Origin of the sequence: Desulfosporosinus sp. HMP52 (assembly GCF_000765145.1) — a bacterium.
Taxonomy (GTDB): Bacteria; Bacillota; Desulfitobacteriia; order Desulfitobacteriales; family Desulfitobacteriaceae; genus Desulfosporosinus.
Window position 1 is genome coordinate 45,605 of record NZ_JMGA01000020.1, and the last position, 26,956, is coordinate 72,560.

General features: G+C 39.8%; 28 protein-coding genes and 1 tRNA gene. 21 read left to right on the forward strand and 8 right to left on the reverse strand.

From position 1 onward, the window contains the following. The first annotated feature begins 8 nt into the window (after positions 1-8). The 4 genes from DP73_RS22005 to DP73_RS08805 all read left to right on the forward strand — a co-directional run bounded on the left by DP73_RS22005 (position 9) and on the right by DP73_RS08805 (position 2,563). Complete coding sequence (locus tag DP73_RS22005) at positions 9-566, forward strand: DUF2103 domain-containing protein (protein WP_052090505.1); 558 nt, start codon at positions 9-11, stop codon at positions 564-566. A 76-nt stretch (positions 567-642) separates the two neighbouring features. Then, positions 643-1,749, forward strand: coding sequence for a hypothetical protein (locus DP73_RS08795; protein ID WP_034598914.1), 1,107 nt, complete (start codon positions 643-645; stop codon positions 1,747-1,749). Next, positions 1,746-2,051, forward strand: coding sequence for an EscU/YscU/HrcU family type III secretion system export apparatus switch protein (locus DP73_RS08800; protein ID WP_052090507.1), 306 nt, complete (start codon positions 1,746-1,748; stop codon positions 2,049-2,051). Before DP73_RS08795 ends, DP73_RS08800 begins: the two co-directional genes overlap by 4 nt. Before the next feature lie 68 nt (positions 2,052-2,119). Then, positions 2,120-2,563 (forward strand): DUF2383 domain-containing protein, encoded by a 444-nt coding sequence (locus DP73_RS08805; RefSeq protein ID WP_034598915.1) that lies wholly within the window; start codon positions 2,120-2,122, stop codon positions 2,561-2,563. Positions 2,564-2,599: 36 nt separating this feature from the next. On the opposite strand, the gene DP73_RS08810 is transcribed toward DP73_RS08805, so the two are convergent. Continuing rightward, positions 2,600-2,923, reverse strand: coding sequence for a hypothetical protein (locus DP73_RS08810; protein ID WP_034598916.1), 324 nt, complete (start codon positions 2,921-2,923; stop codon positions 2,600-2,602). Positions 2,924-3,156: 233 nt separating this feature from the next. On the opposite strand from DP73_RS08810, the gene DP73_RS08815 reads away from it, so the two are divergent. Next, a complete protein-coding gene (locus DP73_RS08815) occupies positions 3,157-3,420 on the forward strand; it encodes an antibiotic biosynthesis monooxygenase (protein WP_014903480.1) in 264 nt (87 codons plus the stop codon). A gap of 79 nt (positions 3,421-3,499) precedes the next feature. Here the strand turns inward: DP73_RS08815 and DP73_RS08820 are convergent, their stop codons facing one another. The 3 genes from DP73_RS08820 to DP73_RS08830 all read right to left on the reverse strand — a co-directional run bounded on the left by DP73_RS08820 (position 3,500) and on the right by DP73_RS08830 (position 7,005). Beyond that, positions 3,500-4,309, reverse strand: coding sequence for an aminotransferase class IV (locus DP73_RS08820; protein ID WP_034598918.1), 810 nt, complete (start codon positions 4,307-4,309; stop codon positions 3,500-3,502). Then, positions 4,296-6,326 (reverse strand): aminodeoxychorismate synthase component I, encoded by a 2,031-nt coding sequence (gene pabB / locus DP73_RS08825; protein ID WP_034598919.1) that lies wholly within the window; start codon positions 6,324-6,326, stop codon positions 4,296-4,298. The genes DP73_RS08820 and pabB overlap by 14 nt, the downstream gene beginning before the upstream one ends. A 172-nt stretch (positions 6,327-6,498) precedes the next feature. Continuing rightward, positions 6,499-7,005, reverse strand: a complete 507-nt coding sequence (locus DP73_RS08830; RefSeq protein WP_034598920.1) for a hypothetical protein — start codon at positions 7,003-7,005, stop codon at positions 6,499-6,501. A gap of 162 nt (positions 7,006-7,167) precedes the next feature. On the opposite strand from DP73_RS08830, the gene DP73_RS08835 reads away from it, so the two are divergent. The 6 genes from DP73_RS08835 to DP73_RS08855 all read left to right on the forward strand — a co-directional run bounded on the left by DP73_RS08835 (position 7,168) and on the right by DP73_RS08855 (position 13,846). Then, entirely contained in the window at positions 7,168-9,939 is a 2,772-nt protein-coding gene (locus DP73_RS08835) for a helicase C-terminal domain-containing protein (RefSeq protein ID WP_034598921.1), read from the forward strand. A 60-nt stretch (positions 9,940-9,999) separates the two neighbouring features. Beyond that, positions 10,000-10,536, forward strand: coding sequence for a CDP-diacylglycerol--serine O-phosphatidyltransferase (gene pssA, locus DP73_RS08840; RefSeq protein ID WP_034598923.1), 537 nt, complete (start codon positions 10,000-10,002; stop codon positions 10,534-10,536). An 899-nt stretch (positions 10,537-11,435) separates the two neighbouring features. Further along, a complete protein-coding gene (locus tag DP73_RS08845; protein ID WP_014903474.1) occupies positions 11,436-11,786 on the forward strand; it encodes a hypothetical protein in 351 nt (116 codons plus the stop codon). A 206-nt stretch (positions 11,787-11,992) separates the two neighbouring features. Further along, positions 11,993-12,475 carry a hypothetical protein gene (locus tag DP73_RS08850; protein WP_034598925.1) on the forward strand — a complete coding sequence of 161 codons (483 nt, stop codon included), beginning with the start codon at positions 11,993-11,995 and terminating at the stop codon, positions 12,473-12,475. Positions 12,476-12,806: 331 nt separating this feature from the next. Further along, positions 12,807-12,953 (forward strand): hypothetical protein, encoded by a 147-nt coding sequence (locus DP73_RS23415; RefSeq protein WP_165574397.1) that lies wholly within the window; start codon positions 12,807-12,809, stop codon positions 12,951-12,953. Between the two features lie 11 nt (positions 12,954-12,964). Then, positions 12,965-13,846, forward strand: a complete 882-nt coding sequence (locus tag DP73_RS08855; protein WP_034598926.1) for a DUF1858 domain-containing protein — start codon at positions 12,965-12,967, stop codon at positions 13,844-13,846. Between the two features lie 70 nt (positions 13,847-13,916). Here the strand turns inward: DP73_RS08855 and DP73_RS08860 are convergent, their stop codons facing one another. Continuing rightward, complete coding sequence (locus DP73_RS08860; RefSeq protein WP_034598927.1) at positions 13,917-14,105, reverse strand: ferredoxin; 189 nt, start codon at positions 14,103-14,105, stop codon at positions 13,917-13,919. 424 nt (positions 14,106-14,529) lie between these two features. Between DP73_RS08860 and spo0A the strand changes: the two genes are divergently transcribed. The 7 genes from spo0A to DP73_RS08895 all read left to right on the forward strand — a co-directional run bounded on the left by spo0A (position 14,530) and on the right by DP73_RS08895 (position 21,843). Continuing rightward, positions 14,530-15,327: a sporulation transcription factor Spo0A gene (gene spo0A / locus DP73_RS08865; protein ID WP_014903470.1), complete on the forward strand. Its 798-nt coding sequence runs from the start codon at positions 14,530-14,532 to the stop codon at positions 15,325-15,327. 354 nt (positions 15,328-15,681) lie between these two features. After that, on the forward strand, positions 15,682-16,359 hold the full coding sequence (locus tag DP73_RS08870) for a thymidylate kinase (protein WP_034598928.1): 678 nt from the start codon (positions 15,682-15,684) through the stop codon (positions 16,357-16,359). Positions 16,360-16,388: 29 nt separating this feature from the next. Continuing rightward, positions 16,389-18,032, forward strand: a complete 1,644-nt coding sequence (locus tag DP73_RS08875; RefSeq protein WP_034598929.1) for an ABC transporter substrate-binding protein — start codon at positions 16,389-16,391, stop codon at positions 18,030-18,032. A 23-nt stretch (positions 18,033-18,055) separates the two neighbouring features. After that, positions 18,056-18,988 (forward strand): ABC transporter permease, encoded by a 933-nt coding sequence (locus DP73_RS08880; protein ID WP_034598930.1) that lies wholly within the window; start codon positions 18,056-18,058, stop codon positions 18,986-18,988. Between the two features lie 23 nt (positions 18,989-19,011). After that, the gene (locus DP73_RS08885; protein WP_242865728.1) at positions 19,012-19,869 is read left to right on the forward strand and encodes an ABC transporter permease; all 858 of its coding nucleotides are present in this window, start codon (positions 19,012-19,014) and stop codon (positions 19,867-19,869) included. Next, positions 19,832-20,815 (forward strand): ABC transporter ATP-binding protein, encoded by a 984-nt coding sequence (locus tag DP73_RS08890; protein WP_034598932.1) that lies wholly within the window; start codon positions 19,832-19,834, stop codon positions 20,813-20,815. The genes DP73_RS08885 and DP73_RS08890 overlap by 38 nt, the downstream gene beginning before the upstream one ends. After that, on the forward strand, positions 20,812-21,843 hold the full coding sequence (locus tag DP73_RS08895) for a dipeptide ABC transporter ATP-binding protein (protein WP_034598933.1): 1,032 nt from the start codon (positions 20,812-20,814) through the stop codon (positions 21,841-21,843). The genes DP73_RS08890 and DP73_RS08895 overlap by 4 nt, the downstream gene beginning before the upstream one ends. 54 nt (positions 21,844-21,897) lie before the next feature. On the opposite strand, the gene DP73_RS08900 is transcribed toward DP73_RS08895, so the two are convergent. After that, a tRNA-Arg gene (locus tag DP73_RS08900) sits at positions 21,898-21,973 on the reverse strand. 219 nt (positions 21,974-22,192) lie between these two features. Here DP73_RS08900 and DP73_RS08905 point away from each other — a divergent pair. After that, entirely contained in the window at positions 22,193-23,059 is an 867-nt protein-coding gene (locus DP73_RS08905) for a YitT family protein (protein WP_034598934.1), read from the forward strand. An 88-nt stretch (positions 23,060-23,147) separates the two neighbouring features. Beyond that, positions 23,148-24,158 carry a hypothetical protein gene (locus DP73_RS08910; protein WP_034598937.1) on the forward strand — a complete coding sequence of 337 codons (1,011 nt, stop codon included), beginning with the start codon at positions 23,148-23,150 and terminating at the stop codon, positions 24,156-24,158. On the opposite strand, the gene DP73_RS08915 is transcribed toward DP73_RS08910, so the two are convergent. Next, positions 24,159-24,947, reverse strand: a complete 789-nt coding sequence (locus DP73_RS08915; RefSeq protein WP_034598939.1) for a polysaccharide deacetylase family protein — start codon at positions 24,945-24,947, stop codon at positions 24,159-24,161. It lies immediately after the preceding gene. 119 nt (positions 24,948-25,066) lie between these two features. Beyond that, complete coding sequence (locus tag DP73_RS08920; protein WP_034598941.1) at positions 25,067-25,318, reverse strand: hypothetical protein; 252 nt, start codon at positions 25,316-25,318, stop codon at positions 25,067-25,069. 288 nt (positions 25,319-25,606) lie between these two features. On the opposite strand from DP73_RS08920, the gene DP73_RS08925 reads away from it, so the two are divergent. Further along, positions 25,607-26,869 (forward strand): tetratricopeptide repeat protein, encoded by a 1,263-nt coding sequence (locus DP73_RS08925; protein ID WP_034598943.1) that lies wholly within the window; start codon positions 25,607-25,609, stop codon positions 26,867-26,869. The last annotated feature ends 87 nt before the right edge of the window (positions 26,870-26,956 follow it).

Sequence of the window (26,956 nt, forward strand, 5' to 3'; positions counted from 1 at the left end):
GGATATCAATGAAACATCGTAGGAATAAAGTCAAACGTGAACATGGTATTATTCAAAATGCATTAGAATGGTTAGAAAATCTAAGCCTTCTGGTGGAAGTTACTGACATCATTCCAGGTGTTATTGATGTGAACCGATCCTCTGAAAGAGGTATTGTTTATAAATATGAAACACAAACAGGATGCAAGCTGTTGCTTAAAAGTAGTGGCTCAATCCAAGAAGCCTTTGTTGTAACGAAGCACCCTCAGCGCATTAAAGAATGGGTTAATCAAGAATTTCCTTCACCCGATATCTTAACGGCTGAGCAGAATGATACAACTTCAACTAACACCATTAATCGCGTAGGGAAGAAGCCTTCGAAAATCCGGCCAAAATCGGGGATAAAAGCCGAGACTACGCCAATGGCGAGAGGGCGGAGAGCGAAGCGACGATCTGCTAAAAGTGGACTAATGTCAAATGATAAGTCAGAAGATAAATCAATAACGGTGGCTGATCAACTGGATTGTTCTATGAGGAAGGCCTTAAAAATGCTTAAAAGTTCTTTGGAAAGGCAAGGTAAGAAATAGAATAAAGCCAAGAAAGTAGATAATTTTTAACCTTTAGCATGGGAATCGGCTGCTTATGTAAGGATGGTGTATACGCGTGGAAGTAAGTGGCATATCGGCACCTAGTTCGGCTAACGCAGCCCTTCTAAGCAAGTTTCAGCTTGGAGAGCGGCTTCTGGTAGAAGTTATGAACATTTCCGATAAGGGCGAAGGGACTATTAGGGTTAAAGGACAAAGTTTAAACGCCCTTTTAGAAACATCAACTCAGGTGGGGGAGAAATTTTGGGTGAAGGTAGGGAATTTAAATGAGGGAGGCTTATTACTTATTCGTGAGCCAATTCCCGGCAAACTAAAAGATAGTTTCTCTGTCCCTCCACAAGTCCAACAGATAAATGAGCGGGGCTTACCTAATAATCAAACTATCGTCGCTTTAGTAAAAAACTTTCCAACAACGCCTTTAGAAGTGTTTAGTGCATTATTCGGAAGTATGCAGGGAACTGCGTTTAACAATGAATTATTAACATACTTGAAAAAGGCAATTCCTCAGTGGAGTAGTCTATCTGGAGACAATGGAAAAGATGAATTGTTGAAGAGCTTGAAAAAGCTTGGTCTAAATTACGAACACCGGATACATAATATGCTTAAATTAGATCAACCTGCTAAAGAGATTGAAAAACAAAGTCTCTTGGATACATTTAAAGGAGTACTCCTGAAAGCAATTCAAAGTCAAAACAATGAGGACAGGAATGATTCGGATAACCCACTTGTTCAAATGCTTCAGAAAATAACTGGGCAGCAATTGTGGTTAAAAACAGGAGCCCTGGATAGTGCGTACCTGATCCTACATCTACCACTCTTGAATCATGAGCAGCTTATCCCCGCTCAAATAGCTATCGAAAGTTCGCGTAAAGGATCAAAAATGGATGAAAACCATTGTCGAATTGCTATCTTAGTTCAAACTCAGGAACTTGGAGAAATAGGAATTGATGCTTTTTTTAATGAGAAGAATTTCACATGCAAGGTGCTAAGTGATGATTCCTTGCTCCCGCGACTCCTAGAAGCAGCAATACCTGAAACAAAAGAGAAATTTATAAAACTAGGCTTTCAATTAGAAAGAGTCGAATCGGGAGAACTAAGACAGAACCTTGAATTTCGTAATTTTCTCCATGGATCTCGACGAAGTGGAGTTGATATTCTGAGATGATAGAGAATAACGAAAACAAGACCATAACTAAAAAGAAAAGAGAAGATAAGGCTGCCGCTTTAGTCTACGACCAGGCTGGGGCACCGAGAATTGTAGCTAAAGGAGTAGGAGAAGTTGCTCGTAAAATAATAGAAAATGCTGAAGAAGAAGGTATCCCTATTCAAAAGAACGAGGTACTTGTAGAAGCTCTGATGCAAGTTGAATTGTCAAAGGAAATACCTCCTCAACTTTACCAAGCCGTGGCTGAATTGTTAGCTTTTGTTTATCGCTTAGAAAAAGTTAAATCCAGCTCAAGATTATAAACGATACATAATTCAGAGAATGCTTCGCAAACTATTAATACAATGAAAATAGGATGCAGGAGGTCTTTATGAAGACATCATTTGAAGCTTTAAACACAATACTCAAGGGCGAACATATGGCTATCGATCAATACCAGGCCTATATAGACACATTAACGGATAGCCCACTACGAAACCATCTTATAGCAATTCTTACAGATCATAAAGAGCATGCGACCCGGATAGCTTATTATATTCAGACAAATGGAGGGCAGGTTGAAGAAGGGGCGGGTTTCCCGGGTATGATCGCTGAATGGAAAACTAGACTAGCAAATATGAGGGAGGTTGCCCCGGCTGAAATGCTTAAACGTCTTTATGACGGAGAGGATAAAGGATTAGCTAGAGCGGTTCAATATTCGGAGCAGTATTTAAACAGCGCTGAGAAAGAGGTTTTAAATCCTATATTCTCAAACGAACATGATCACCTTAAGCAGTTGCAAAACTTACAAGAAGGGCTTTACAACAATATATAAAATAAAAAGCGGCATTTGCCGCTTTTTTAGAGTTGATTATTTTGTTAGAGATTCTTTATGTGATTGTTTCCGTGATAATCTCTTTCGAGCCAGCATATTAGCAACTTTGCCATTGTCCCCTAAAAAGATTCCTTGTAGTCTCCATTCACGGAAGGTCTGCCAGAACTGCTGCTCTGAGATTCTGCGGGTATAACCTTCAGATTCTTCATCGTATGGCCAAAAGACGTCAACCCATAAGGTGCCATTGCTGCTTAAAACTAATAAGAAATGAACTAGTTCAGGATTTGTGGATTCAGAATCGCGCATTAGTATGTGTGAGCGCCCGTTAGGAAAGTCAGTTCGTATGTAACTTAACTTCATCTTAAACTTAATCCCCCTCTGATAATTCCAGAGATTCCTGATGCATCAGGTTTAGTATAGCATGAAATGATTGATAAAACGATGGGCAATTTTGCTATATCTCCTACTCCTGTCAACTTAATTTATGCTGATTGTCGAATAAAAGTTCATAGAAAAATCACGTATGTGAACAGAAAATTCAGGACAAACTGAGAACGCTAAATATTAAATTAAGGTTAATGGGAGGATATTTTATGTTGACAGTTATTCATACCTTCAATGGTCCTGATCAGGATCGAATTCTAGGAGAAGTTAGGACAGGGATACAATCTGTTGAAGATATCGAGGGATTTAAATTTGCCTCAGTTAATAAGCAGCAAAACACCAAAGATATAATGCTTTTTTCGAAATGGGAAAATCGTACAGCCTATGAGAATTGGGCTGATACAGTTGGAGAAAATAAAGCATTCAAGCAAGCAACGCCGCAAATGTTTGAGGTTCTGGATGAAAAATATTAATTAAACTCAAAAAGGTGCCAAGAGTTTGAGGAATTCAAACTCTTGGCACCTTTGCCTTATTAAAATGAAAGGTAGAGAATTATTGTTCTTTGATCAAATTCGAGTATGCGTGTTCAAGATTTCTCGTAATAGAATCTTTAGAGTGTGGCAAGGAAACTCTAAAAGAACAACCGTTTAAACTTTGTACTGGCATTAAACCCATCAAGGAGTTAGTCATGAAGACTTCATCAGCAGACGATAGATCGTTTAGGGTATAGAAACCTTCTTTGGTAAAGATATTATTTGAGCGAGCTAAATCAAGAATAATTTGGCGGCGAGTCCCAGGCAAACAGCCACTTGTCAGTGCAGGGGTATATAGAGTCTTATTCTTAACAAAGAAGAGGTTGCTCATTGTCCCTTCAGCTAAATATCCTTGGGTATTAAGCCACAGTCCTTCTTCACAGTCGTAACTCACAGCTTCTTCTTTTGCCAATAGGTTCTCAAGATAATTAGTTGACTTAATTTGACTTAGTGGAGATTGCTCATTTCGGGGATAAGTCAAGAGGTGCAGCTTTATACCAGAAGAGTACTGTTCTGGTGTGTATGGTATTGAGCGTTGATGAAGCAGTAACTGAGAAGGAAGATTGGTTGCTGGTGTTCCTCCACTTAAGGTAATTCTAAGTGCAAATGGTTCGGGCTGACTAAATTGACGGACAAAGTCTTGAATGGTTAATAGCCATTCCTGCTGATTAGGCATCTTGAGGCCCAGTATCTGAGCCCCCCTATACATACGCTCCCAATGGAGATCGACAAAGAGTGCACCGCGAGTTGTAATAAGGAGAGTTTCAAATAGTCCAAATCCAAATAAAGCTAGACGATCATTTGTCGAAATTGTACTAATGGGTGTCATGCAGATGACCTCTCAAAACTTTAAATAATGCTTTTGCTTTGTGGAGAGTCTCATCATATTCATCTTCAGGCTTGGAGTCAGCGACAATCCCACCTCCTACATGAACAAAGGCCTTGCCATCTTTAATTAATATTGTCCGAATAACTATGTTTAAGTCCCAAGCTCCATCAAAGCCTATATAACCAATGCTGCCGGTATAAAGACCGCGAGAGTGCGGTTCTAACTCCTCGATAATCTCCATAGCTCTGATTTTAGGAGCACCTGTGATGGAACCTCCTGGAAAAATTGCCTTAATAATCTCACTGGGTTTTAATCCTTGTAACAATTGTCCCGTTACCGTAGAAACTAGATGCCAAACCGTTGGATATTTTTCAAGCCTAATTAAGTCAGGAACCTTAACTGTTCCAAATCTGCAGATCCGCCCGAGATCATTTCTTTCTAGATCAATGATCATGGTAAGTTCAGCTCGGTCTTTGGGACTGTTCTGAAGTTCCATGGCTTGTTGTTGATCTGCTGAGGGTGAGTCTTTGCGTGGACGAGTACCCTTAATCGGCCGTGTTTCAACTTGTCCGTTGGGGCCAATTTTTATAAATCGTTCAGGAGAACTACAAAGAACCTGAAAATCCTGGTAAGGCAGGAAAGCTGCAAAAGGAGCGGGATTTTGTTGATGAAGATGAGAATAAAGACTCCAAGTATCCCCTTCCCAATTTAGGGAGAAGCGTTGAGTTAAGTTGGCTTGGTAAATATCACCGGCATAGATATAGTCAATTACACGTTGTAAGTCCGCTAGGTATTGTTGCTTGCTTACACTAGGCTCAATAATAGCGGCGCTAGGATTATCAGAGAGGGTTAATAATTCTTGTTGAGTTTCGTATTTCAGAAAAACATTGATTGTTTGTTCTAAGCGCGCAATTCGAGAATTGGCTAATTCTCGTCGGCAAGATCCATCTTCCTGCATTCCACAGGCCGCAATCCAGTATTTGTTCTCGGCATGATCATAGATAACTATTCCATCATACCAGGCAAATCGCCATAGTGGTAAATTAAGGTCATCGTTTGCAGCCTTAGGAAGATGTTCAAGTTCATTTTTCAAGTCATAACTTAAAAAGCCCACTGCCCCTCCCGAAAAGGGAAAGGGAGAATGGGGGAGGTAATATTTACGACTAATCTGATCAAGATATTCCAGACTTTTGGTTCCTTGAAGGGGAGTTATGTCAAGTTGAGATTTGGCGGGATAGAAAAGTTCGAGCTTTTCCGAATAGGCGGTTGCTTCCAGAAAGGGGAAGGCCCCCATATAAGAATATTTTCCCAGTTCTTGGTAGCCGTTGCCACTATCTAAAAAGAAGGGCGCAGACTCTCCCTTTAAGGCCGGAAATAAACGATGGGGAGGAATTGAAATTGAGAGCGGCTGAACAACCCATTGTGACGAAGAATTATGGGAATTCCAGTCTTTTGCATTTCGAAGGGCGTTCTTTAACAACTGGCGGCCAGATTCAGTTAATATGGCTTCCGGATGAAATTGAATACCTTCTATCGGTAAGTCAGAATGACGAATCCCCATGATTTCGCCATCCTCCGTTTCGGCAGTAATTAGAAGATCTTCGGGAAGAGTGGAACGCTCGATTATCAGAGAGTGATATCGAGTTACTACTAAAGGGTTAATTAACTCATGGAAAACTCCTTGTTGATCATGTCGAATAGGCATTGTCTTGCCATGGATTGGCTGCTTAGCCCTGATCACTTTTCCACCAAAGAATTGTCCTATAGCTTGATGACCAAGACAAACCCCTAAGATAGGGATACGTCCTTTGAAATGTTCAATGACCGCTAAAGAGAGAGGAGCCTCGTCAGGGGTACAAGGGCCGGGTGAGATTACAATTAGGTCGGGATGTACCTCTTCTATATCTTCAAGTTTACAGGCGTCTTGTCGCCTAACTATGATGTCTTCTCCAAGTTCTCCGAAGTATTGATAAAGGTTATACGTAAAAGAGTCATGATTGTCCAACAAAAATATCATAAAATGTATCCCCTTCAATTCGCACATCTAAAATGTACGTAATCCCTTATAGTGTTGCTAAGAAAAGCTTCCTTTATAACCTCTGCCAAGAGCTGAGAATATGAAGTTTAGCAAATATTCTAAACTAAAATTGGATAGTTGTACAAAAAGAAAGTTGCGGTTAAGCAACTTTCTATTTCGCTTTGTTATTGTGCAATGCATCTAATAATTCCTGAAAGGCAGGTTGAAGGTTAGGGTTCTCCAGTCCTTGTAAAATAATAGTTTGATTGATGATAACCTGGCCTACATTTGGCCCCTCCACTTCAATTTGTATGGACTGTACATCAAGATTAAGTGTGTGGTTATCAACCATAAATTTCATTCTCTTTGGTTGCGGGAAATTAGCCTGAATTTTTGTCGCCTTTACTAGGGTTTCCGTAGATGTCTCAGATGGACTCGGTGTGTGCAGATCACTCAATACAAAAGAAGCTTCTAAAAGGAACTTTTGTAGAACAGCCATATTAGTGTTCCAGGGTAATTCCAGGAGCTCCGATTGGTTCATGCCTGTTGGGGAAACTGACAAAATTACGTAAGTTCCATCTTGTGTTAAAAAGGGTTTTGGAGAACATCCGTTCAAGAAAAGGCTAGTGAATAAAATGGCGAGAGTGAGTCCGAACATCGATATCTTTCTTCTTAACAATGGGAATCCTTCTTCCTAATTAAAGATAGTCGAATTCAAATTCATATTCATATTTCTGAACGTATTTTAAAGAGTATTCGCTATGGATTTCAAAAATCCTGCTTTTGTTGGTTCCAGTCTTGAAAATAGTGTACAATATCAAGAAGAGAGGGGTCAACATCTGTGGTCAAAGATATGGTGTTTTTTGATATTGAAACATTGGGTTCTGAATTTTCACAAGGTAGAATAGTGCAGTTATCTGCACTTCGAGTCCGCGAAGGACTGATTCACGAATCATGCTGTTATTCTTATCAACCGGTTGACTCAGAAGAACCAGGTTGTCAAGACTATAGACATAGAAATATTGACTTTAATAAAGATAACTGGTTAATTAAGCATCGTCAAGAGATTATTGATTTTATGAGTGATGCAGTCTTAGTAGGTCATGAAGTGTCCTTGTTCCTCACTATTCTTCAGCGAGAATTAAATTTCCATTTTCTGCAGCCTTTTTGGGACACCTCAGAATTAGCAAGGATTTTCTTCCCAACACTGCATCATTATCAGCTCGATTTTCTAGCAGAAAAACTATCTCTTCCATCAAGGAAAGAGGATCAGCGAATAATAGAGGAAAAGACATGGTTGACTTGGAAGCTTTATGAAGCGTGCTGGGAAAAAGGGTTAAAGTTTGATCTTAGTTTCTTTAATCAGGCAAATGGATTTATTGCTGAATGGGCCGGCAAGGGCTTCTTTGAAGAATTACAGAGAGAAATAATCCGATCATTCCCGGAAAGGCCCATTCGTACAGATCTGGTTCTTACCCCTTCTTCTGAGGGGTTGTTTTCAGCTGAGAAAAACTTTTCAGTAAGGATTCCTGACTCGACAGACTGGGTTGTGGAGAATTTTGCTCCGGGAGGAAATCTTGAACAAAACATCCCGAGTTATGAGAGTCGATCGGGGCAAATGAAAATGGCCAAACTCATAGCAAAGGGATTCTCTTCCTCACAACATGTTGTTGTTGAAGCCGGCACCGGAACAGGAAAATCATTTGCTTATTTGATACCAAGTCTATGGTCTGCCAAAAAAACAGGCCAAAAGGTTGTTGTGGCAACTCATACTATTCCCTTACAGGAACAGCTTCAAAAGAAGGATATCCCGATTTTAGAATCAGTCCTGCCTTTTCCTTTTAAGGCTTCAGTATTAAAGGGGAAAAATAATTACTTCTGCATAAAGAAATGGCAGGGTTGCTTAGCCAGCCGAGAAAACCTGGGTGTGCAACAGAAACTGGCAGTGCTTACTATCCTAGTTTGGGTAAGGGAAACATTGACGGGTGATGTCCAAGAACTATCAAAAGTACCCGGCTTAATGGAACTTTGGCCTAATGTAAATGCCGATAATGATATGTGTATTCCTGGAAGATGTTCAAAGGCAGGAGTTTGCTTCTTACTCAGAGCACGTAAAAAAGCCGAAGAATCAGATGTGTTAATCGTAAATCATTCACTCCTTTTTTCTGATTTAAAAACAGATTATAATGTATTGCCAGAATATCATTACTTAGTCCTTGATGAAGCACACCAGATCTATCAAACTGCCTTACAGCATCTAGGCTCTGAATTATGTTTGGAGAGTGTAACAAGGGCCGTAGATAGCATTTACCGATCCACGGGACTTAGTTTTTATTCATCTACGAAGCAACGTTTGGGATCTTTAGAAAATTTAGTTCCTTCTGTCCCTTGGGAGATTTTTAATAAACGACTAGATGGGATTCCTGAAAACAGTGTAAGTGTTTTAAAACAAACTAAGGAACTATTTGAGTTGTTGTCTTTGATTTTAGGATCGGAGAGAACGTTCCGATTTATTGCCCAACATACTACCAGACAATGGTGGGAAGGGTTAAATGTTCAAATAGAAAACCTTACCGGAAGGATTAAAGCGCTACTTTCTATATTGGATAGTTTAGCGAGTGTTTTAAGTGAAGATGATGCTGATGAGGTCGAAGACCTTAAGTATGCAATATCTACTCATCAAAGAGAGTTACAGGAATATGTAGAAACGCTTAAACTGGCAATAAACCTAAACAATCCTAAACAAGTTACTTGGCTAGAACAATCATCTAGATTGTTTCTAAAAACGTCTCCAATTGATGTTAGTGATACTCTAAGAGAAAAAATATTTTCTCGACTTAACTCGGTAATCATGACTTCAGCCACCTTGAGCATCTCGGATTCCTTCGAGCATTTTCTACAAGATATTGGTTTGCCTAGGTCAACAATTACTGCCCAGGTGGATTCTCCTTTTGATTATGAGCAACAGATGCAATTAATTATCGTTAAAAATGGTATCAGACTTTTAGATTCCAAGGGGCAGAATGCTCCCGAGCTTGCAGACTTTATAGCGGGAGTCGCTGAGCGAATGCATGGTAGGACACTAGTCCTTTTTACTTCGCATGTAATGCTTCGGCAAACCTATGAGTACCTAAATCCTTTATTAGCTAGGACAAAGATCCAATCACTGGCTCAAGGAATACAAGGTGAACGCAGCAGTTTATTAGAAGCTTTTAAGAGAAATCCAAGGAGTGTTCTTTTAGGTGCTAATAGCTTTTGGGAAGGTATTGATATTCCTGGCGATACATTATCTTGCGTTATAGTAGTGAAACTTCCATTTTGGCCACCGACATTACCTTTAATTGAGGCCCGTTCCGAGTATCTTAAATCCCAAGGTAAGGATCCTTTTCGAGAACTCTTATTGCCCGAAGCCGTTATTCGCTTTAAACAGGGATTTGGACGCCTTATTCGATCAAAGGGGGATAGAGGAATAGTTATCTTATTGGATGACAGAGTTATTGACAAATACTATGGTAGATTTTTCTTAGGATCTTTGCCCATAAAAACCCATGTTCGTGGGGAAAACAAGCTCGTATTTCGTAAAATCGAGGAATATACTAGTCATTTAAGCTAAGAGCTTTTATAATCACCATAAAAATGATAAACTAGATAATATCAAGAGGAGGAGGTTCAAATGAAGGGAAATCCAATTACTACCAGTATGATCCCAAGTATTTTTACTTTAGCAAATCTGTTTTTTGGTTTTCTAGCCCTAATTTGGGTTATCGAACAGCAGTATACTCTGGCAGCTGCTATGATAGTTCTTTCGGTTTTAATGGATAGTTTAGATGGTAAGGTGGCCCGCAGACTTTCGGTAAGTTCTGATTTCGGTAAAGAACTGGATTCATTGAGCGATTTGGTATCTTTTGGGGTTGCTCCGGCTATTCTTACTTATCAAGCAATTTTATACCCCCAACCGGACTATGTAAGGTATATTGGGCTAGGTATTGCAGCATTATTTGCTTTATGTGGAGCAGTTCGTTTAGCTCGGTTTAATATGCTTAATATTACAACGTATTTCGTAGGTGTCCCCATTACCTTTGCTGGTGGGTTTATGGCTTTATTAATGTTTTTTCGCAATATGTTGCCTTGGTATATTTATCTGGTGAGCATGTTAGTTTTAGCATGTCTTATGGTTTCGAGGATTAAAGTGGCAAAGTTAGGGAAATAGCGGGGACTTGTATCACACAGCGCTCCGTGCTTACGACGCAGAGCAAACTAACCGTTTAAGCTCTTTTCTCTGGGGAGCGGGGTTCATCCTTCGGCGATAGTTATCGTTTTGAAGAACCCGCCTACGGCGATAATCTCCACCGGAGATTATCGTGCCAGATGAGCCATCCTTGGCTCACTGGTGGCAGTGCACGTCCGCCGGCCATGGATGGCCAAGTGCCCCTGTAGCCATGGACGGCGAGAAGGGGCCGTGTGCACTGCCCCGTATCTGGGGTCGCTTAAACGGAAGTTTGCTTTTCTGCTTACGTAAAGACTCCGCGCTCGTGTGACACTGCGTCCCTGGTCTTGGGACGGGGGAACGTTGTTTGGGAGAAGGCACATTTCATGTGCACCTTCCGGCTTGGGTCTTGGTAGACCGTGGGAGATTGATTGTTAGGTTAAACGGAAGTTTGCTTTTCTGTTCACGTAAAAGACTCCACGCTCGTGTGACACTGCGTCCCTGGTCTTGGGACGGGGAAGACGTAACTGGGGAGAAGGCACATTTAAATGTGCGCCTTCCGGTGTGGGTCTTGGTAGACCGTGCAAGACTGATTGTTAGGTTAAACGGAAGTTTGCTTTCATGTTCACGTAAAAGACTTCCGCTTGTGTGACACTGCGTCCCTGGTCTTGAGACGGTGAAGACGTAACTGTGAAGAAGGCACATTTCATGTGCGACTTCCCACGTTGGTTTTGGATCTCCTAGCTCACCATTTCTTTGGTAGGATCTATTAAAATTAATAAAAGTAACAAGAGAGAGCGGATAAGGAAATTACCTTATCTGCTTTTTCTTTTTATCACCCTTACTGGAGCAAAGGCATATAGTATGGCACGGGAACAGAATTGCTTTAGGGGGGGCATATTATGGATAATCAACAAATAAGCTGGAATAGCGTAGGTTTACGTATGGTTCAAGGACTAACAACAACCATTGATGCGGTACGTCAGTTAGATGTTCAGGAAGCATCTTTAGTTATGAGGCTGTTAGGGAAAAGCTGTACACGCATGATTAAAGAAGGAGTAGGACATCAGTTTGGAATTGCCTTGATTGAGACCAGCGCGCAATTAGCTATGAAGGAAAAGTTAGTACTAGAAGATGTCCTAAAGGTGATTACTGGAATAATTGGACGACTGTATTTCACAGCAAATACAGAAGAAGAGCGTTTGCTCGTTGCACAGCTTGAAGAAGCTGTCAAGAATTACCAATCAGTTTAGGATATCAATATTTGCTTTGTCTGCATACATTACCACTGAGCGTTGGATATCAAAGGCGTGTAAAGGAGGACAGAGATATGCGTATTTATTATGTCCGTTTACCGGAGTTTGTGCTTAATGTATTAAGAAAAGTTTTTGGCTAATGTGGTCTTAAAGTAGCATTTCCCTCTTAGAATATATAGTAGAGACAAGCAAGGAGGGATTTTATGCGAAAAAGTCGATATGTTTGGTTACTTGGGATATCGCTGTTTTGTCTAATGACAATCGTTGTCTTAAAGACTCCTCAAGCAGTGATATCGACTCTGGCAGATCCGCAATACGGTGATTCATCGAGGGAAACCATTCAACAATTTTGGAAGTTTATGGACCTAAGGCAAACTGATTTAGCTCGTGAACTGTTAGATCTACCCAAAGGCTCTATGGATGAAAAAGAATTCAAGACCTGGGAATCTCTTGTAAACAAAGATCCGCTACTATCTTTACAAAAGGTTGAGTTTTTGAATTCAGAGGCCAATGATTCACAAGGGATCGTTGTACGGGTTTCATGGACGTCAACTGTAGAAAAAGTTCAACAATTTGTCTTTTCTATGAATTTGGTGAAAACCGAAAAGGGTTGGAAAATTCAAGGGATTAAGCGTATTAACGACCTCTCGTATATTGGAGGGGAAGATCATGGAAGGTCAGTATAGACCTTACAGTTCTAAGAGTTCAAGCAAAAGAAAAGCACCAATGCGCTTGTACGTGGGTTTTATCTACTTAACTATTGGATTGGTTTTGTATCTGTCTACTAGATGAACTATAGAGAGCTAAACCACGGTATACCAGAAGGGTAAAACCGTGGTTTTTTTCTTTTGATAAAGAATTTTGAGCTTCTGAATAGTTTATCTTCTATTGGTTTAAACTGAGGTTGATAATAGTTTACTTAGAGCGTGCTCAAAGACACTCTGAATCGTGTTTTAGATCACACTTAAAAGGTTTTCTTCCTGATAAGATATAACCATAAAAGGAGGTCGTTTTAATATGGCAGAGGTAAAAAAAGAAGCTCCTGAGTTAGAATGTGCTAACTGTGGAACAACAAGTGAATTAACCCCAGTGATGACATATGTTCATCAAGGTGAAGAGAAACATGTGTGTACGCGTTGTTTGCCAATGCTCATTCATGGTTAGGAGATGAGTAAATGCGATTTACACTTGATATGAAATTAAAAGATATCATGTCTTCGAATCCCAAGACAGCGGAAGCTATGCAAGAATTGGGATTACACTGTTTGGGGTGCGCGTTTTCGGTTAATGAAACATTAGCTAATGCTGCCCAGATGCATAATATTGACCCAAATGTTCTGCTGAAAAAGGTTAATTCTGTGGAACAGGGGGAAATGTCTGCAGAGGCTGCGGCCAAAGCCCAACCACCCGGAGGAATATTGCAGATGGATAAGAAAACTTATTCAATTGCACCTCATATACCGGCAGGTGTCGTGACTCCGGAAATCTTGAGAAAGATTGCAGATGTTTCGGAAAAATACAATGCTCAGGCAATTAAGGTGACTTCAGCTCAACGTATTGCTATTGTTGGATTAAAGCCGGAAGATGTTCCTAAGATATGGGACGAGCTAGGAATGGATCCGGGTCATGCAGTGGGATTATGCGTGCGAAGTGTTAAGGTATGCCCTGGTGATACCTTCTGTAAACGAGGTCTGCAAGAAACTTTGGCTTTGGGTATGGAGATAGACAAACGCTATCATGGTATGCAATTGCCATCTAAATTTAAAATTGGTGTTGCAGGCTGCCCCAATAAATGCACTGATTCCGCTTCAGTAGATCTGGGATTAATGGGTACTAGTAAAGGATACCACTTGTACGTAGGAGGAAATGGTGGAGTTAAGCCACGACAGGGGAATATTCTTTTAGAAAACTTAAAAAAGGAAGAAATATTACCAATCATGGATGCTGTCATTTCATACTATAAAGAAAATGCAAAACCCCAGGAAAGAATTGGGCGCTTAATTGACCGTGTTGGTATTGAAGGACTACGGGAATTTGCTGAGCAGGCAAAACAATAAGAGTAAGAAACAGTAAAAGCGGATGAAATCATCCGCTTTTACTGTTTCTTACTAACCTAATCAATTTTCCCTAATTGACATGGATCGCATCTGTTGGACAGCCGTCAGCTGCATCTTTAGCAGCGCCCTCAACTTCACTAGGTACTGGATTTGTATACGCTACAGCTAATCCGTCATCTTCCATTTTAAAGACCTCAGGACAAAATTCGGGGCAAGCTCCACATCCAATACATGCGTCTTTATCGACTGCAGCTATCATAATATTTCCTCCTTTTAAGATCATTCGAGAATAGTATGTCCATAATGACAATAAACTTAACATCAAAGGGGCTTATTTTGAAAGTTTTCACTATAATTCACCGTTTCATGTTAGAATCTTTATGCACTCAGGTCATAAGTTAGATAAATCTCGATTGTGTTCACATTAATTCGCTAATTATATAGGGAGTATAATTCTAAATGAAAAATATTGGACTATTTTGCGATAAATATAAATTCCATAAATATCCATATAACCCCATTGTGTGAAGGAATCACAGCATTTTTAACAGGATAGGCCTGTTGCCTTATTATTTGCGATTTCGACATCTGCCTTAGCGTATAATAAGAGCACCGGAAAGATGCAAATGCTAATCAATACTATAATTGAACCGGAATACAATTAAGGCGGGATGAATTGTATAATGAGTAAGAAAATAAAAATAATTGTCGCGGATGATAATCGGAATTTATGTCAAATGCTACAAAACTATCTCCAAGGCCAAGAAGACTTAATCGTTGTTGGAGTTGCAAATAATGGGTTAGAAGCTTGGGAACTCATTCAGAATCAAGAACCAGACTTGATTATTCTTGATTTAGTAATGCCTAATTTGGATGGTTTAGGCGTATTAGAAAGAATTAACTCACGAACAACTTTAAATCGTCCTAAAATTATAATGCTCACAGCCTTTGGACAAGAATCCTTAACTCATCAAGCAATGATGCTGGGAGTCGACTATTTTATACTTAAACCCTTTGATTTAGATATTCTGAGTAAACGCATTCGCTCATTGACTCAGGATATCCCATCTTCTCAACCAGCTCAGAATAGTTCAGTTGCTCCAGTTGTAACAAATGTCGGAAGCGGTTTGAATTTACATGTTGAAGTTACGACAATGATGCACCAAATTGGGATTCCGGCACATGTGAAAGGGTATCAGTATATTAGAGATGCTATTTTAATGGTAGTTGAAGATGTTTCTCTACTAGGTGCCGTAACCAAAGAGCTATATCCAAGTATCGCCAAGAAATTCGACACTGCTCCGAGCCGGGTAGAACGTGGGATTCGACACGCTATTGAGCTGGCTTGGGAACGAGGGCATACAGATACTTTAAAAAGAATTTTCGGGTATTCTATGAATATTGAACGGCAGAAACCGACTAATTCCGAATTTATCGCCTTACTTGCGGATAAATTACGTGTTATGAGTAAGGTTTCATAAATAGATCAAGAACATAGCCTAATAAGGTTTTGAAGCCGAAAAGTTACTTAATATATGATTGAAAATGTCTAATGATATAAAACCAGCTTAAAACACACTTTGAGTTTTGAGCTGGTTTTTCATTCCGCCATTTTTGGCGCTAATAATATTTTTTATACTAGAATTAATTATTAATACAGGGTACCACAAATTAGATAGGAAATACTGCTTTTTGATTTATAGTGTGAAATATCAACTTTCAACATTAAAAGTGTTGTTGAAAAGTGTTTTTATTGATAGACTAATTACCATAAAGCCACGTTAATCGCTAATAATTCCAAATTTAAAAATAGCCAACAAAGGAGTCGGTATTTCTTGAATGGTAAACTAATTGTAATTGAAGCAGGGGATGGAAGCGGTAAGGCAACTCAAACTAAATTGCTGTTTGATAAACTATCTTCTGATAATTATAAAGTTAGACAGGTGACATTTCCTGATTACGGCAGTGATTCTTCTGCTTTAATCAAAATGTATTTAAATGGGGAATTTGGTAATGACCCTAACGATGTTAATGCCTACGCAGCGTCAAGTTTCTATGCTGCAGACAGATTTGCATCTTATAAAAAAGCATGGGGACAGTTCTATCAGGATGGAGGTATTATATTAGCAGATCGATACACCACTTCAAACATGGTTCATCAAGCGGCCAAAATAACAGACCCAATTGAGCGGAAGTTGTTTCTCGACTGGTTATGGGATTTGGAGTTTGTAAAGTTTAAGCTCCCAATCCCAGACTGCGTTATCTTCCTGGATATGCCTCCAAAAGTAAGTCAAATACTTATCAACAGCAGGGCCATGGAAACTGATAATGGTGAAAAGGATATCCATGAAAGGAATCATGACTATTTAGTTCACTCCTACAACAATGCCTCACAGTTAAGAGAATCATACGGATGGGAAAAGGTCAATTGTGTAGACAACGGAAAGCTGCGAAGTAGGGAGGATATACATAAGGATATTTATAGAATTGTAACCAAAGTTATCAAAAATTGAGTATTATTCATAACGGAGGAGGGAAGAGGATGTTTGAGGGTAAGAAAAAATGGGTGATAACTATCGCTGTTTTATTGATAGGAACTATAATCTTATCTGGTTGTGGATTAAATACTGCCTTAAAAAAGCAAGAAAAAATGACCAGATTAACCCCTGTAGATGGTGGGGTTTTCCGTTTCGGAATGATTTCAAGTCCCTCTGCTCTTGAACCAGCTTTTTTAGAAGAAATTAATGGTATTGAAATTTGCAAAGAACTCAATGATGGATTGATAAGATATGACCCAAATACCCTAGAGATAAAACCTGCAATTGCTGAAAGCTGGGATTATTCAGAAGACAAGAAAGTTATCACGTTTCATATTAGGAAAGATGTAAAGTTTCATGACGGAACGATTTTGAAAGCCCAGGATATAATAGATGTCTGGAATCGTTTAGCCGCTAAAGATACACTATCCCCTTTAGCCTTCCTACTTGAACCTATTGTTGGGTTCGCTCAAGTGAACAGTGGAGAACTTGAAACAATTTCTGGATTAAAAACCACTGATGATTATACCCTGGAAGTGACCTTGAAAGAAAAAAATGCGGTTTTTCTGACCTCTTTAGGGCACCCTGCGGTAAGTATTTATAAGCTCGAGGCTGCGAAAAAAGCTGGGAAAGATTTCGGCACGCCGGCGGCAAGGCCCGAGACATTAATTGGAACAGGGGCCTTTAAGTTTGTTAAGTGGAATGCTGATCAAGACATAATCTTAGAAAAATTTCCTGATTACTATGGAACTAAGGCCCATGTGGATAAAATCATTTATAAAATCTTTAAAGATGAGTCTACAGCCTTTAATGAGTTCCGTGCAGGAAATTTGGATTATGTTGATATGGTACCTCCGGGTCAAAGACAATCTATTCTTAAAGAAATCCCGGATCAAATTCTAGAAACAACTACACTAACAACTCAGTATATTGGATTTAACCTGACTAAGGATCCTTTTAAGGATAATATAAATATCCGTAAAGCCATTGCTTGCGCTCTTGATATCCAGAGCATCGCCGATACTGTATTAGAGGGTAGTTCTACGGTGTCAAATGGTCCATTACCTGATACAATGCCAGGTTATAATATTGACCTTAAAGCACCAACCTTTGATAAGAAAAAAGCTAAAGAGTACTTAGCTTTAGCAGGGTACCCTGATGGTCAGGGACTCGGGCCCATTCAATACGCTTATAACTACACGCAAGAAAACCAGAGAGTTGCGGAAGCCTTTCAAGCCCAGCTTAAAGAGGTGGGGATTCAAATTCATTTAAAGAATATGGAATGGGGTTCCTACATAAATGCTATGCAGTCCGGTGAACTTCAAATGTTCCGGGTGGCCTGTGTTGCGGATTATCCCGATCCAGACAATCTCCTGCGAATGCTTTATTCCAAGTCTCAGTGGGGAATGAACAATGTTACTTTTTATTCTAATCCGGAGGTTGAGGGGTTGCTGACACAGGGCTTAGAGGAAACTGACATAACAAAGCGAATGGAGATCTATAAAAAGATACAAGAGTTAATTGTAGAAGATCAACCAGCAATTTGGACGTTTAGTACAAACTATCTCCGTATATATGGAGATAAGGTTCATAATTTAAAGATTAATGCTCTTGATCAAAAAGATATGCGTAGTGTGTGGCTATCATAGACTACTAGGAAGAAGGTAAGTTTATGATACGTTTTATCATTTGGCGTATTCTTCAATGCGTCCCTGTTGGTTTAGGGATATCAATGCTGACCTTTTTGATGTTGTCACTTGTACCGGGGGATCCAGTAACCTTAATGCTGGGCCAACACGCTTCTCCTCAGATTATGAACAATGTTCGCCAGGAATTAGGATTAGATCTACCTTTTTTTAGTCGTTATCTACAATATGTCTGGAATATCCTTCACGGGGATCTTGGCCGGTCCTATATTCAGCACCAAGAAGTAACTACGATGCTCCTAGACAAAATTCCTATTACCTTTAATCTGACATTAGTAGCAATGACCTTCGCAATTACAGCAGGTGTGCTTATTGGTGTATTGTCTGCAGTTAAGCAGGGCAGTCCTTGGGATACTTTTACTACGGGTTTTACTCTGCTAGGTATATCCGTACCAAGCTTTTGGTTAGGAATGATACTTCAACTGATATTTGGAGTTATACTTCGTATATTGCCGGTTAGTGGCTCCGGTGGTGAGGGATTTCAACTACAATACTATATTCTTCCCGGGTTTACCTTGGGATTTGCCTCGATGGCAATATATGCAGGATTAACTCGTTCCGGTATGTTGGATGTCTTGGGACAGGATTATATTCGAACAGCTCGTGCCAAAGGACTTTCTAAGCCTGTGGTAGTTTTAAAGCACGGATTAAAAAATGCACTTATCCCCGTTACAACCCATGCAGGTATGGACTTTGCAAGCCTGATGGGAGGAACTGTTTTAACAGAGATGATTTTTTCTCTCCCTGGGATTGGAACTATGCTTATTAATGCAGTCTCCCGACGAGATTATCCAGTTGTACAAGGTGTTACTCTCTTTTTAGCCCTTGTATTCGTATTGGTAAACCTGCTTGCAGATATTTTATATGCAGTTTTAGACCCGCGCATAAGATATGATTAATCCTTTTGGAGGAGCTGGCAAACTTGAAATTATCAAAGGGGTCGCAATTTGGACTTTACATTGTTGCTTTGATGACCCTCGTTGCTATTCTTGCTGAGACTATTGCACCCTACGATCCTCTGCAAGTTGTCTTGAAAGATTCTTTGCAAGGGCCCAATTTCAAACATTTCATGGGAACAGATTTGCTAGGGAGAGACATCTTGAGCAGAATTATTTATGGAGCTAGAGCTTCGTTAATAATTGGGGTTACTGCAACAAGTATTTCTTTGCTTATTGGGTTAATCGTCGGCTCTGTTTCAGGATATTATGGAGGATGGGTTGATTCCTTAATCATGAGATTAACAGATATTTTTTCGGCATTTCCATATTTTCTGATGGCAATTATTATAATGACTTTCTTTGAACCAAGCATGATCTCAGTATTTTTTGTATTAGGTATAGCAGGATGGACAAATTATGCCCGACTTGTTCGAGGACAAGTTATCTTAGTTAAGGTTAGCTCATATGTTGAAGCTGCTCGTTCAATTGGTGCAAAGGATGGGCGAATCATAGTACATCATGTCTTCCCAAATATATTATCTCCACTGATTGTCTATACGACAATGAATATCCCGGGGGTTATTTTAGCTGAAGCTGGATTAAGTTTCTTAGGCTTGGGTGTACAACCACCTACTCCGAGCTGGGGAGTAATGCTATCCGAAGGCAAAGACTTTATTTTTAATGCACCTTGGCTTATTTTTTGGCCGGGTGCAGCCCTTTTATTCTCGGTAATAGGTTATAATTTATTGGGAAATGGCATGCGTGATAGGTTAGATCCCCGTTATAAGCAAGGAGGAGAAAGTAATGGGTCGAGACTTGTTAATTCATGTCAAAGATCTTAGAACTTACTTCTATACCGATGTTGGAGTAGTTAAGGCTGTTGATGGTGTTAACCTAGAGATTGGAATAGGGGAAACCCTAGGGATAGTCGGAGAATCGGGTTCAGGAAAAAGTATTACCGCCATGTCTATGATGCGGTTAATCCCCCACCCGCCAGGAAGAATAGAGGGTGGAGAAGTGCTTTTTTATGGGAAAGACCTGCTCAAATTGACCGAAAAAGAAATGATGAAAATCCGGGGCAATGAGATAGCGATGATCTTCCAGGACCCTATGACATCCTTAAATCCTGTGCTTACGGTTGGGGAGCAGATGATTGAGACCATAGTTCTTCATCAGAAAGTGAGTCGCTCTATGGCTAAGACAAGGGCCATTGAGATGCTGGAAAAGGTGGGTATTCCTGAGGCGAAAGGTCAGGTTAATAATTATCCGCATCAATTTAGTGGAGGCATGTGCCAACGAGTTATGATTGCCATGGCGTTATCTTGTAACCCTAAGCTTCTTATAGCTGACGAGCCAACAACAGCCCTTGATGTTACGATTCAGGCTCAAATTTTGGATTTAATGAACAAGCTACAGCAAGATTTGGGCACTGCTATTATGCTAATTACCCACAACTTAGGTGTGATTGCAGAATTATGTCAAAAAGTATTAGTTATGTATGCCGGGAATACGGTTGAATATACAGATGTCAATACTTTGTTTGCTAAGCCTATGCATCCTTATACTTCTGGAATGTTGGAATCATCCCCTAAACTTGAGCTGCGAAAACAACGGTTGGATCCTATAGAAGGTCATCCCCCTGATCCATATCGTTTGCCTCAAGGGTGTAATTTTGCTCAGAGATGCCGGCGAAAAATGCCCGTTTGTGAGCGAGAGAAGCCTACCTTGTCTGAAATCGAGCCTGGTCATTTTGTAAGTTGCTTTTTATACGAAAGGGTAAAAATATGATTGGGACTAATAAGGCAACGGAGACACTTCTGAAAGTTGAAAATCTGAAGAAATACTTTCCAGTTAAAAAGGGACTGGTTATTCAAAGGCACGTTGGTGATGTTAAAGCAGTTGACGGAGTTTCCTTCGAGATTTATCCTGGGGAGACCCTGGGTATGGTTGGAGAAAGCGGGTGTGGAAAATCAACCCTTGGGCGGACTATTCTGAGATTACTTGAACCTACTCAGGGTAAGGTGATTTTCCAAGGACAGTCTCTTACTGAGCTATCTCGCGAAGAAATGCGCAAAATCCGCAGTCAAATGCAAATGATTTTCCAAGACCCTTTGGCCTCGTTAAATCCTCGAATGAAGGTACGAGATATTATCGGCGAACCTATTTTAATCCACGAAGTTCTAAACCGAGTTGAGCGGGAAAAACGTGTTTCTAAGCTTCTAAATATCGTAGGACTGAGCCCTAATCATGGAGAACGCTATCCTCATGAATTTTCAGGAGGACAACGTCAACGGCTGGGGATTGCCCGGGCGTTGGCTGTCAATCCCAAGTTAATCATTTGTGATGAACCGATTTCTGCTTTAGATGTGTCACTTCAAGCTCAAATAATTAACCTGCTGGAGGATTTGCAAGCAGAGTTTAATTTAACCTATCTCTTCATTGCCCATGATTTGGCTATGGTTAAACACTTAAGTAATCGCGTAGCAGTTATGTATTTGGGGAAATTAGTAGAACTTACAAGCTCAGAAGAATTATATCTGCATCCTCGACATCCTTATACTATTGCCTTATTATCTGCAATTCCCCTTCCATATCCTAATCAGAAAAAGGGTCGAATAATCCTAAAGGGAGATGCTCCAAGTTCGGTTAATCCTCCTTCAGGATGTCGTTTTCATACCCGTTGCCCGGAAATGCAAGATATTTGTAAAGTAATGGATCCAGAGTTAATCGATATAGGTAATAAGCATTTTGTAGCTTGCCACTTGCATACTGATGAAAAGAAAAAGGTTGGCAACTCTGTTACCAACCATCAATAATTAATTCTTAAATAAAATTATAAAGCCACAACAATGGTTGTGGCGTATTTCTCATGGTGCGCCCGGCGGGATTTGAACCTGCGACCTCCGGCTTCGGAAACCGTCACTCTATCCACTGAGCTACGAGCGCTAATTGAGGCACTTCAATACTTTATCCAATTATATGTAGTTTGTCAAGTTAAAAATTAGCGAATACAATGAGCGGGTCAATATTTGTTGCTATATACTAGATTGAGGTATACTAGATCGAAGTTGTATCTGTAAACATATGATTTGTCTCTTAAAAGGCTCTACTGTATAATTTAAGTTTAAAATGTTAAGCACAATTGTGCAGAAATGGAGGTTTCTATTGATAAGACGGATTCAAGATTACTTCACTTGGCAGTTGTTTAAGCACTTTTTTGGAATTATAATCGGTTCAACTGTAGTAAGTGTGAGTATTAACACATTAATTATACCTAATGAAATCGCTGATGGCGGAGTTACAGGTATAGCAATACTTTTGCATTACTTGTTTAATTGGCCGGTAAGTTGGGCTGTTCTCTTTTTAAATCTGCCCCTATTCTTTCTAGGACTTCGAATGGTGGGCAGAGATTTTCTAGTATTCAGTATAGTCGGTGTTACAGTACTGTCGGCAACCTTATCACTGACTGCGCATCTGCCAGCTCTAACTCATGATACTCTTCTGGCTTCAATTTCCGGAGGGGTTCTCACAGGGATAGGGATGGGGATAATTTTTCGATCTAGAGGATCACTTGGCGGCACTGATATTTTAGCGGTACTGCTTGCAAGAACGACTGCATTTAGTGTTGGTCAAATATTGCTTGGAATTGATGCAATAATATTTTTATGTGCTGCCCTTTTATTTGGGCCCGAGGTAGCAATGTATGCTATGATTTATATGTTTATCGCTACCCGAGTTGTGGATCTTGTTCAGGAGGGGTTAAGTGTATCTAAGTCAGTTCTGGTGGTAACATCCCAACCTCAAAGAATTGCCGAAGAGATTATAGCCAAACTTGAGAGAGGGGTTACGCTTTTCCAAGCGACTGGTGCTTTCTCGGGTGAAGCAAAGCAAGTTGTTTATTGTGTTATTAATCGGTCAGAACTTTCTCAGATTAAAGAAATCGTACGTAATTTTGACCCTCAAGCCTTTGTTGCGATTTCTGAAGTGCCAGAAGTGGTTGGAGAAGGCTTTTCATCATGGAAAGGACATTAAGAAGATTCTTTGGTTCAAGATCTCATTGATTGTTGCAAAAGAAGAACTTCTTTAGAGTTATAAAGCTAGCTTGAAACGAGGGATTGAATTGTTTGCGCGGCGTAAACGTGGTTCGAGAAATCCATGGAAGATTTCAATTTTGTTTTTTTTGGTTATTTTCTTAATATTTATTTTCGGGCCGTCAATTTGGCGAATTAAACATATGAAGCAGGCAAGAAGTGTATACGATGTTTCTATAGTACAAGAAGATTTACAGTGGATTGAGAATAAAGGATGGTTAAATAAGCTGCCTTACGTTAAAGAAACAAAACTTTGGGTTGCTCTTAATACAGGTAGTGCAAGCCTAGATGTAACAGAGTTAGCCTCATACCAAGATGAAAAGCATCATTTTTGGTTATACCTATATTATTTGCCAAAGGACAGACTGACTGCGCAAGATGTTTTGGACAAAATGAGTGAAGGTAATCTTAAACAATTGGCTAAAGCATTAATGTCAATCTCTAACGGCAAGCCAGAGGAGTCTCAAGAATTACTCTCTGGGAGCAATCTAGAATGGAAAGAGCTATCAATTGATGAACAGACCCTAAGGCATCTAATCATGGCTCAAGCAGCTTTGATTAGGGGAGACCGTCAGACTGCCCAGGCTGAGCTTCAAACTGCCCAACAACTAAATCCCAACAACCCTGCAGTTCTCTCACTAGCCTTTGATGAGGCTGTTGCTGATGGGCAATGGGCAAGAGCTATAGAACTTAGCCGGATGATTGATGCTCAAACATGGCGTCCGACTAATTTGTTGTATGAGACTAAAAAGGCTATCTTAGCAGTTCGTGAAGGCGATACTATAAGTCTGTCTAAAAGCCTTTCTACTATAGAAGGGTTCCATCAAGGGGATGCCTTAATTAAGTATGTGAATGGAATTAAAGCAGTGACAGAAGGGGACTTAGACGAAGGAAAGAAATTACTTGATCAAGCTCAAAAAGAAGGGTTAGAGGGTGAATTGGGAGTTGATGCACAAAAAAGTCTGAATCAGATTGTTGAGCGTCTGAAAGCAGATAGAAGTCTTCAGAAAGTGGTGGCCGAAATGAACGAAAAATGGTAGTTATCTGGCTGTGAGAGGGTCTTCTTTTAGATTGCTCTCGGGAGGCCAGGTGCTGCTTGCTTTTGATAGCAATTGTCCTACAGGAATTAACGCATTTCCTTGAAGTCTAAGGCTTTTAATGACGGTGGGCAGGGCTTCGACGGTATCCGGAGCAGAATCAGAAGCGTGAAATAAGATTATATCTCCTGCCTTAGCTCCGCTTCCCGCCCGGGAACCATTAAGTACATTGTTAATAACAGCACTTGGACCAGGACGTTTCCAGTCTAGAGAATCAACACTCCATTGGATCACCCGATAACCTAATTTATCGGCTGCGGCAATTACTTTGTTATTATAGGCACCGTTGGGGGGACGAAGTAGTCTGATTTTTTGATTGGTTAACGGTTCGAGAACTTGCTGGGCTGTAATAATTTCTTTTTCAATTTCTTCCGAGGCCAGTGTATTAAGATCAATGTGACGGTTTCCGTGGGAACCGATCTCGTGCCCCTCTGCCACCATTCTGCGCACTAACTCCTGATGTTTGTCGGCCCAGGGACTCGATAAAAAAAACGTAGCTCGAATGTCTTCTTGCTTAAGAATATCTAGGATGGGTTCTGCTGTCTTTTCCCCCCAACTAATATCGAAGGTCAGACCAATAGCTTTACTGTCAATGTTCACAGAGTAGATAGGCTTTAATTTTCCAGAGAAAACTGAAGTGACATTTTCACGATAAGCAAGCATGACGAATAAAAGGATTCCCCATAAAGCTAGATTTCGCCATGAGGGACGTTTGAAAATAATTATCCGCATTTTGGCACTCCTCCTTCGACTAAAGGATATTCACACAATAGCCGGATGATGTAAGACTAAACAAAAAAACGCCTAAAAAAGGCGTTTTTAATATGTTGTTTTTAAAATTTTTGTTTACCTTAACGATGGATAAATCCTTTGCTTGTCTGAATTAAATCTACTTTGAACAACAGCTTTAGGAAAAAATGTAAGACAATAAAAGTCACGGCAATAAAGACGAGTATTCGAATTAAGAAAAAAGTAACAGCAAATACCAAGGAAAAGACCTTACTTAGGATTAGGGCAGAAAGATATAGTCCGAGAACAAGAATAAGGATTTTAAGTGCAAATAGCCAATAATTTGAAGACTGTGTAGGACGATAAGCATTCAAGCCAAACACTCCCTTCTGAGCTTAAGATTATCATATTTCGACTTTTATGTCTAGATTGCAAGTTAGTTCGATCAGAACTACTTTATAAAGCACATGTTCAATTTGAGACATCAAATAATGTCTTTAAACGTTAGTAAGTAAGCAAAATATCTCACTACCCTGTAGCAGGGGCAAGTTAAAACGTTATGTACAGAAAATCAGCAGTGCTTTATTTGAAACTTATATCTTTATAATATGCCCAATAAATCAACTCGTGCATATGATGGAGCAGACACGGAGGGGATAAATATGCACGACGGAGATTTATATATCTGGCGAAATCTTATGGAAGATGGAACTCAGTTTCTGGGAGATGAGCAGTATCTAAAAGCGGAGAAATACTATATTCAGGGCTTACTAAAAGCGTACGAGTTATCCGTTCCGGAAATTGTGGCATTTACTCTAAGACTTCTGGCAACGGTAAGAGTGCGGCTGGGAGATTACGAATTTGCCGAAGCGGGCTTTAAAGAAGCTCTACGAATTTGTCAAGAGATTGAGAACGACAAAGGAATGGCTGAAGCCTGGGCGGGTTTAGCAAGTATATCCGTCAGAAAGAAGAGGCTTAAGGAAGCTGTTAACGAGTATGAACAGGCAATTGCCGTTTACCCAAAATCATCTCCTCAGCTAAGGCTTGGGATGCTTTTTGCTGACCTAGGGCAAGTCTACACAACCCTTGAAGATTGGGCTCAAGCAAAGCAATCGTATACTCAAGCCCTCAACCTCTGCCGTATACATGGATTCCCTAAAGGGGAAGCTGAATTAAATGTTCTTTCCGGTGAATTGTGTTTTCGTCTGGGCCAGAAAAATGAAGCTTTAAGATACTTGAAGCATGCCTGTCAACTTTTCACTCAAATAGACGATATGGTCGCATTAGCAACGACACTTCAGTATTTAGCTTTATTATATTTTGACCAAAACAAAACATTATTGGCTTTTGAAAGTCAACATAGGGCAGTCGCCCTAAGTTTAAAGTATGATTCTAAAGAGGTTTTTAGTGAAGCGTGCTTTTTCTTGAGTAAAATCGAACAGAATTTGGATAATTTTAAAGAAGCTCGTTATTATTTAGAACTATCGGTTCTCTTTTATCCAGAACAAAATATAGATCTGGCTTTGCGTTATCAAAGTCTAGGAAACCTGCTTTTTCTTTTGATGGATTTTTCAAGATCCGAGTTGTACTATTTAAAAGCTCTAAATCTTTTTGAATTGTTCCAGGATGAACAACGTATTAACGAAGTTCATGAATCATTAGCTCTTATAAAAGAAATGCAAGAGCAAAAAGAAGGTCTTCCAGTCTTCCAAAGTAAAAAAGATGACAAGAATAAATTGCATGGAGAATTTACCTTGACAGCCTTGATATATTTGGCTGAGTTTTATGAGAAACGTTATAACTTCCGTGCTGCTTTGGAATGCTATTGGAAAGCTTTGAAAAGGGGGCGTGATACAGAGAGTGAAACGGATTGGATAGAGTATAGAGTTCAGCAAGTATCCAAACGTCTGCGCAATAAGAGGTAAAAAACAAGCCTGTTTCCATATTCTTATAAAACTAGCTTTATTAATCAAGCAAATTCAGTTAGAATAGTAATGGATAGTTGCAAAGAG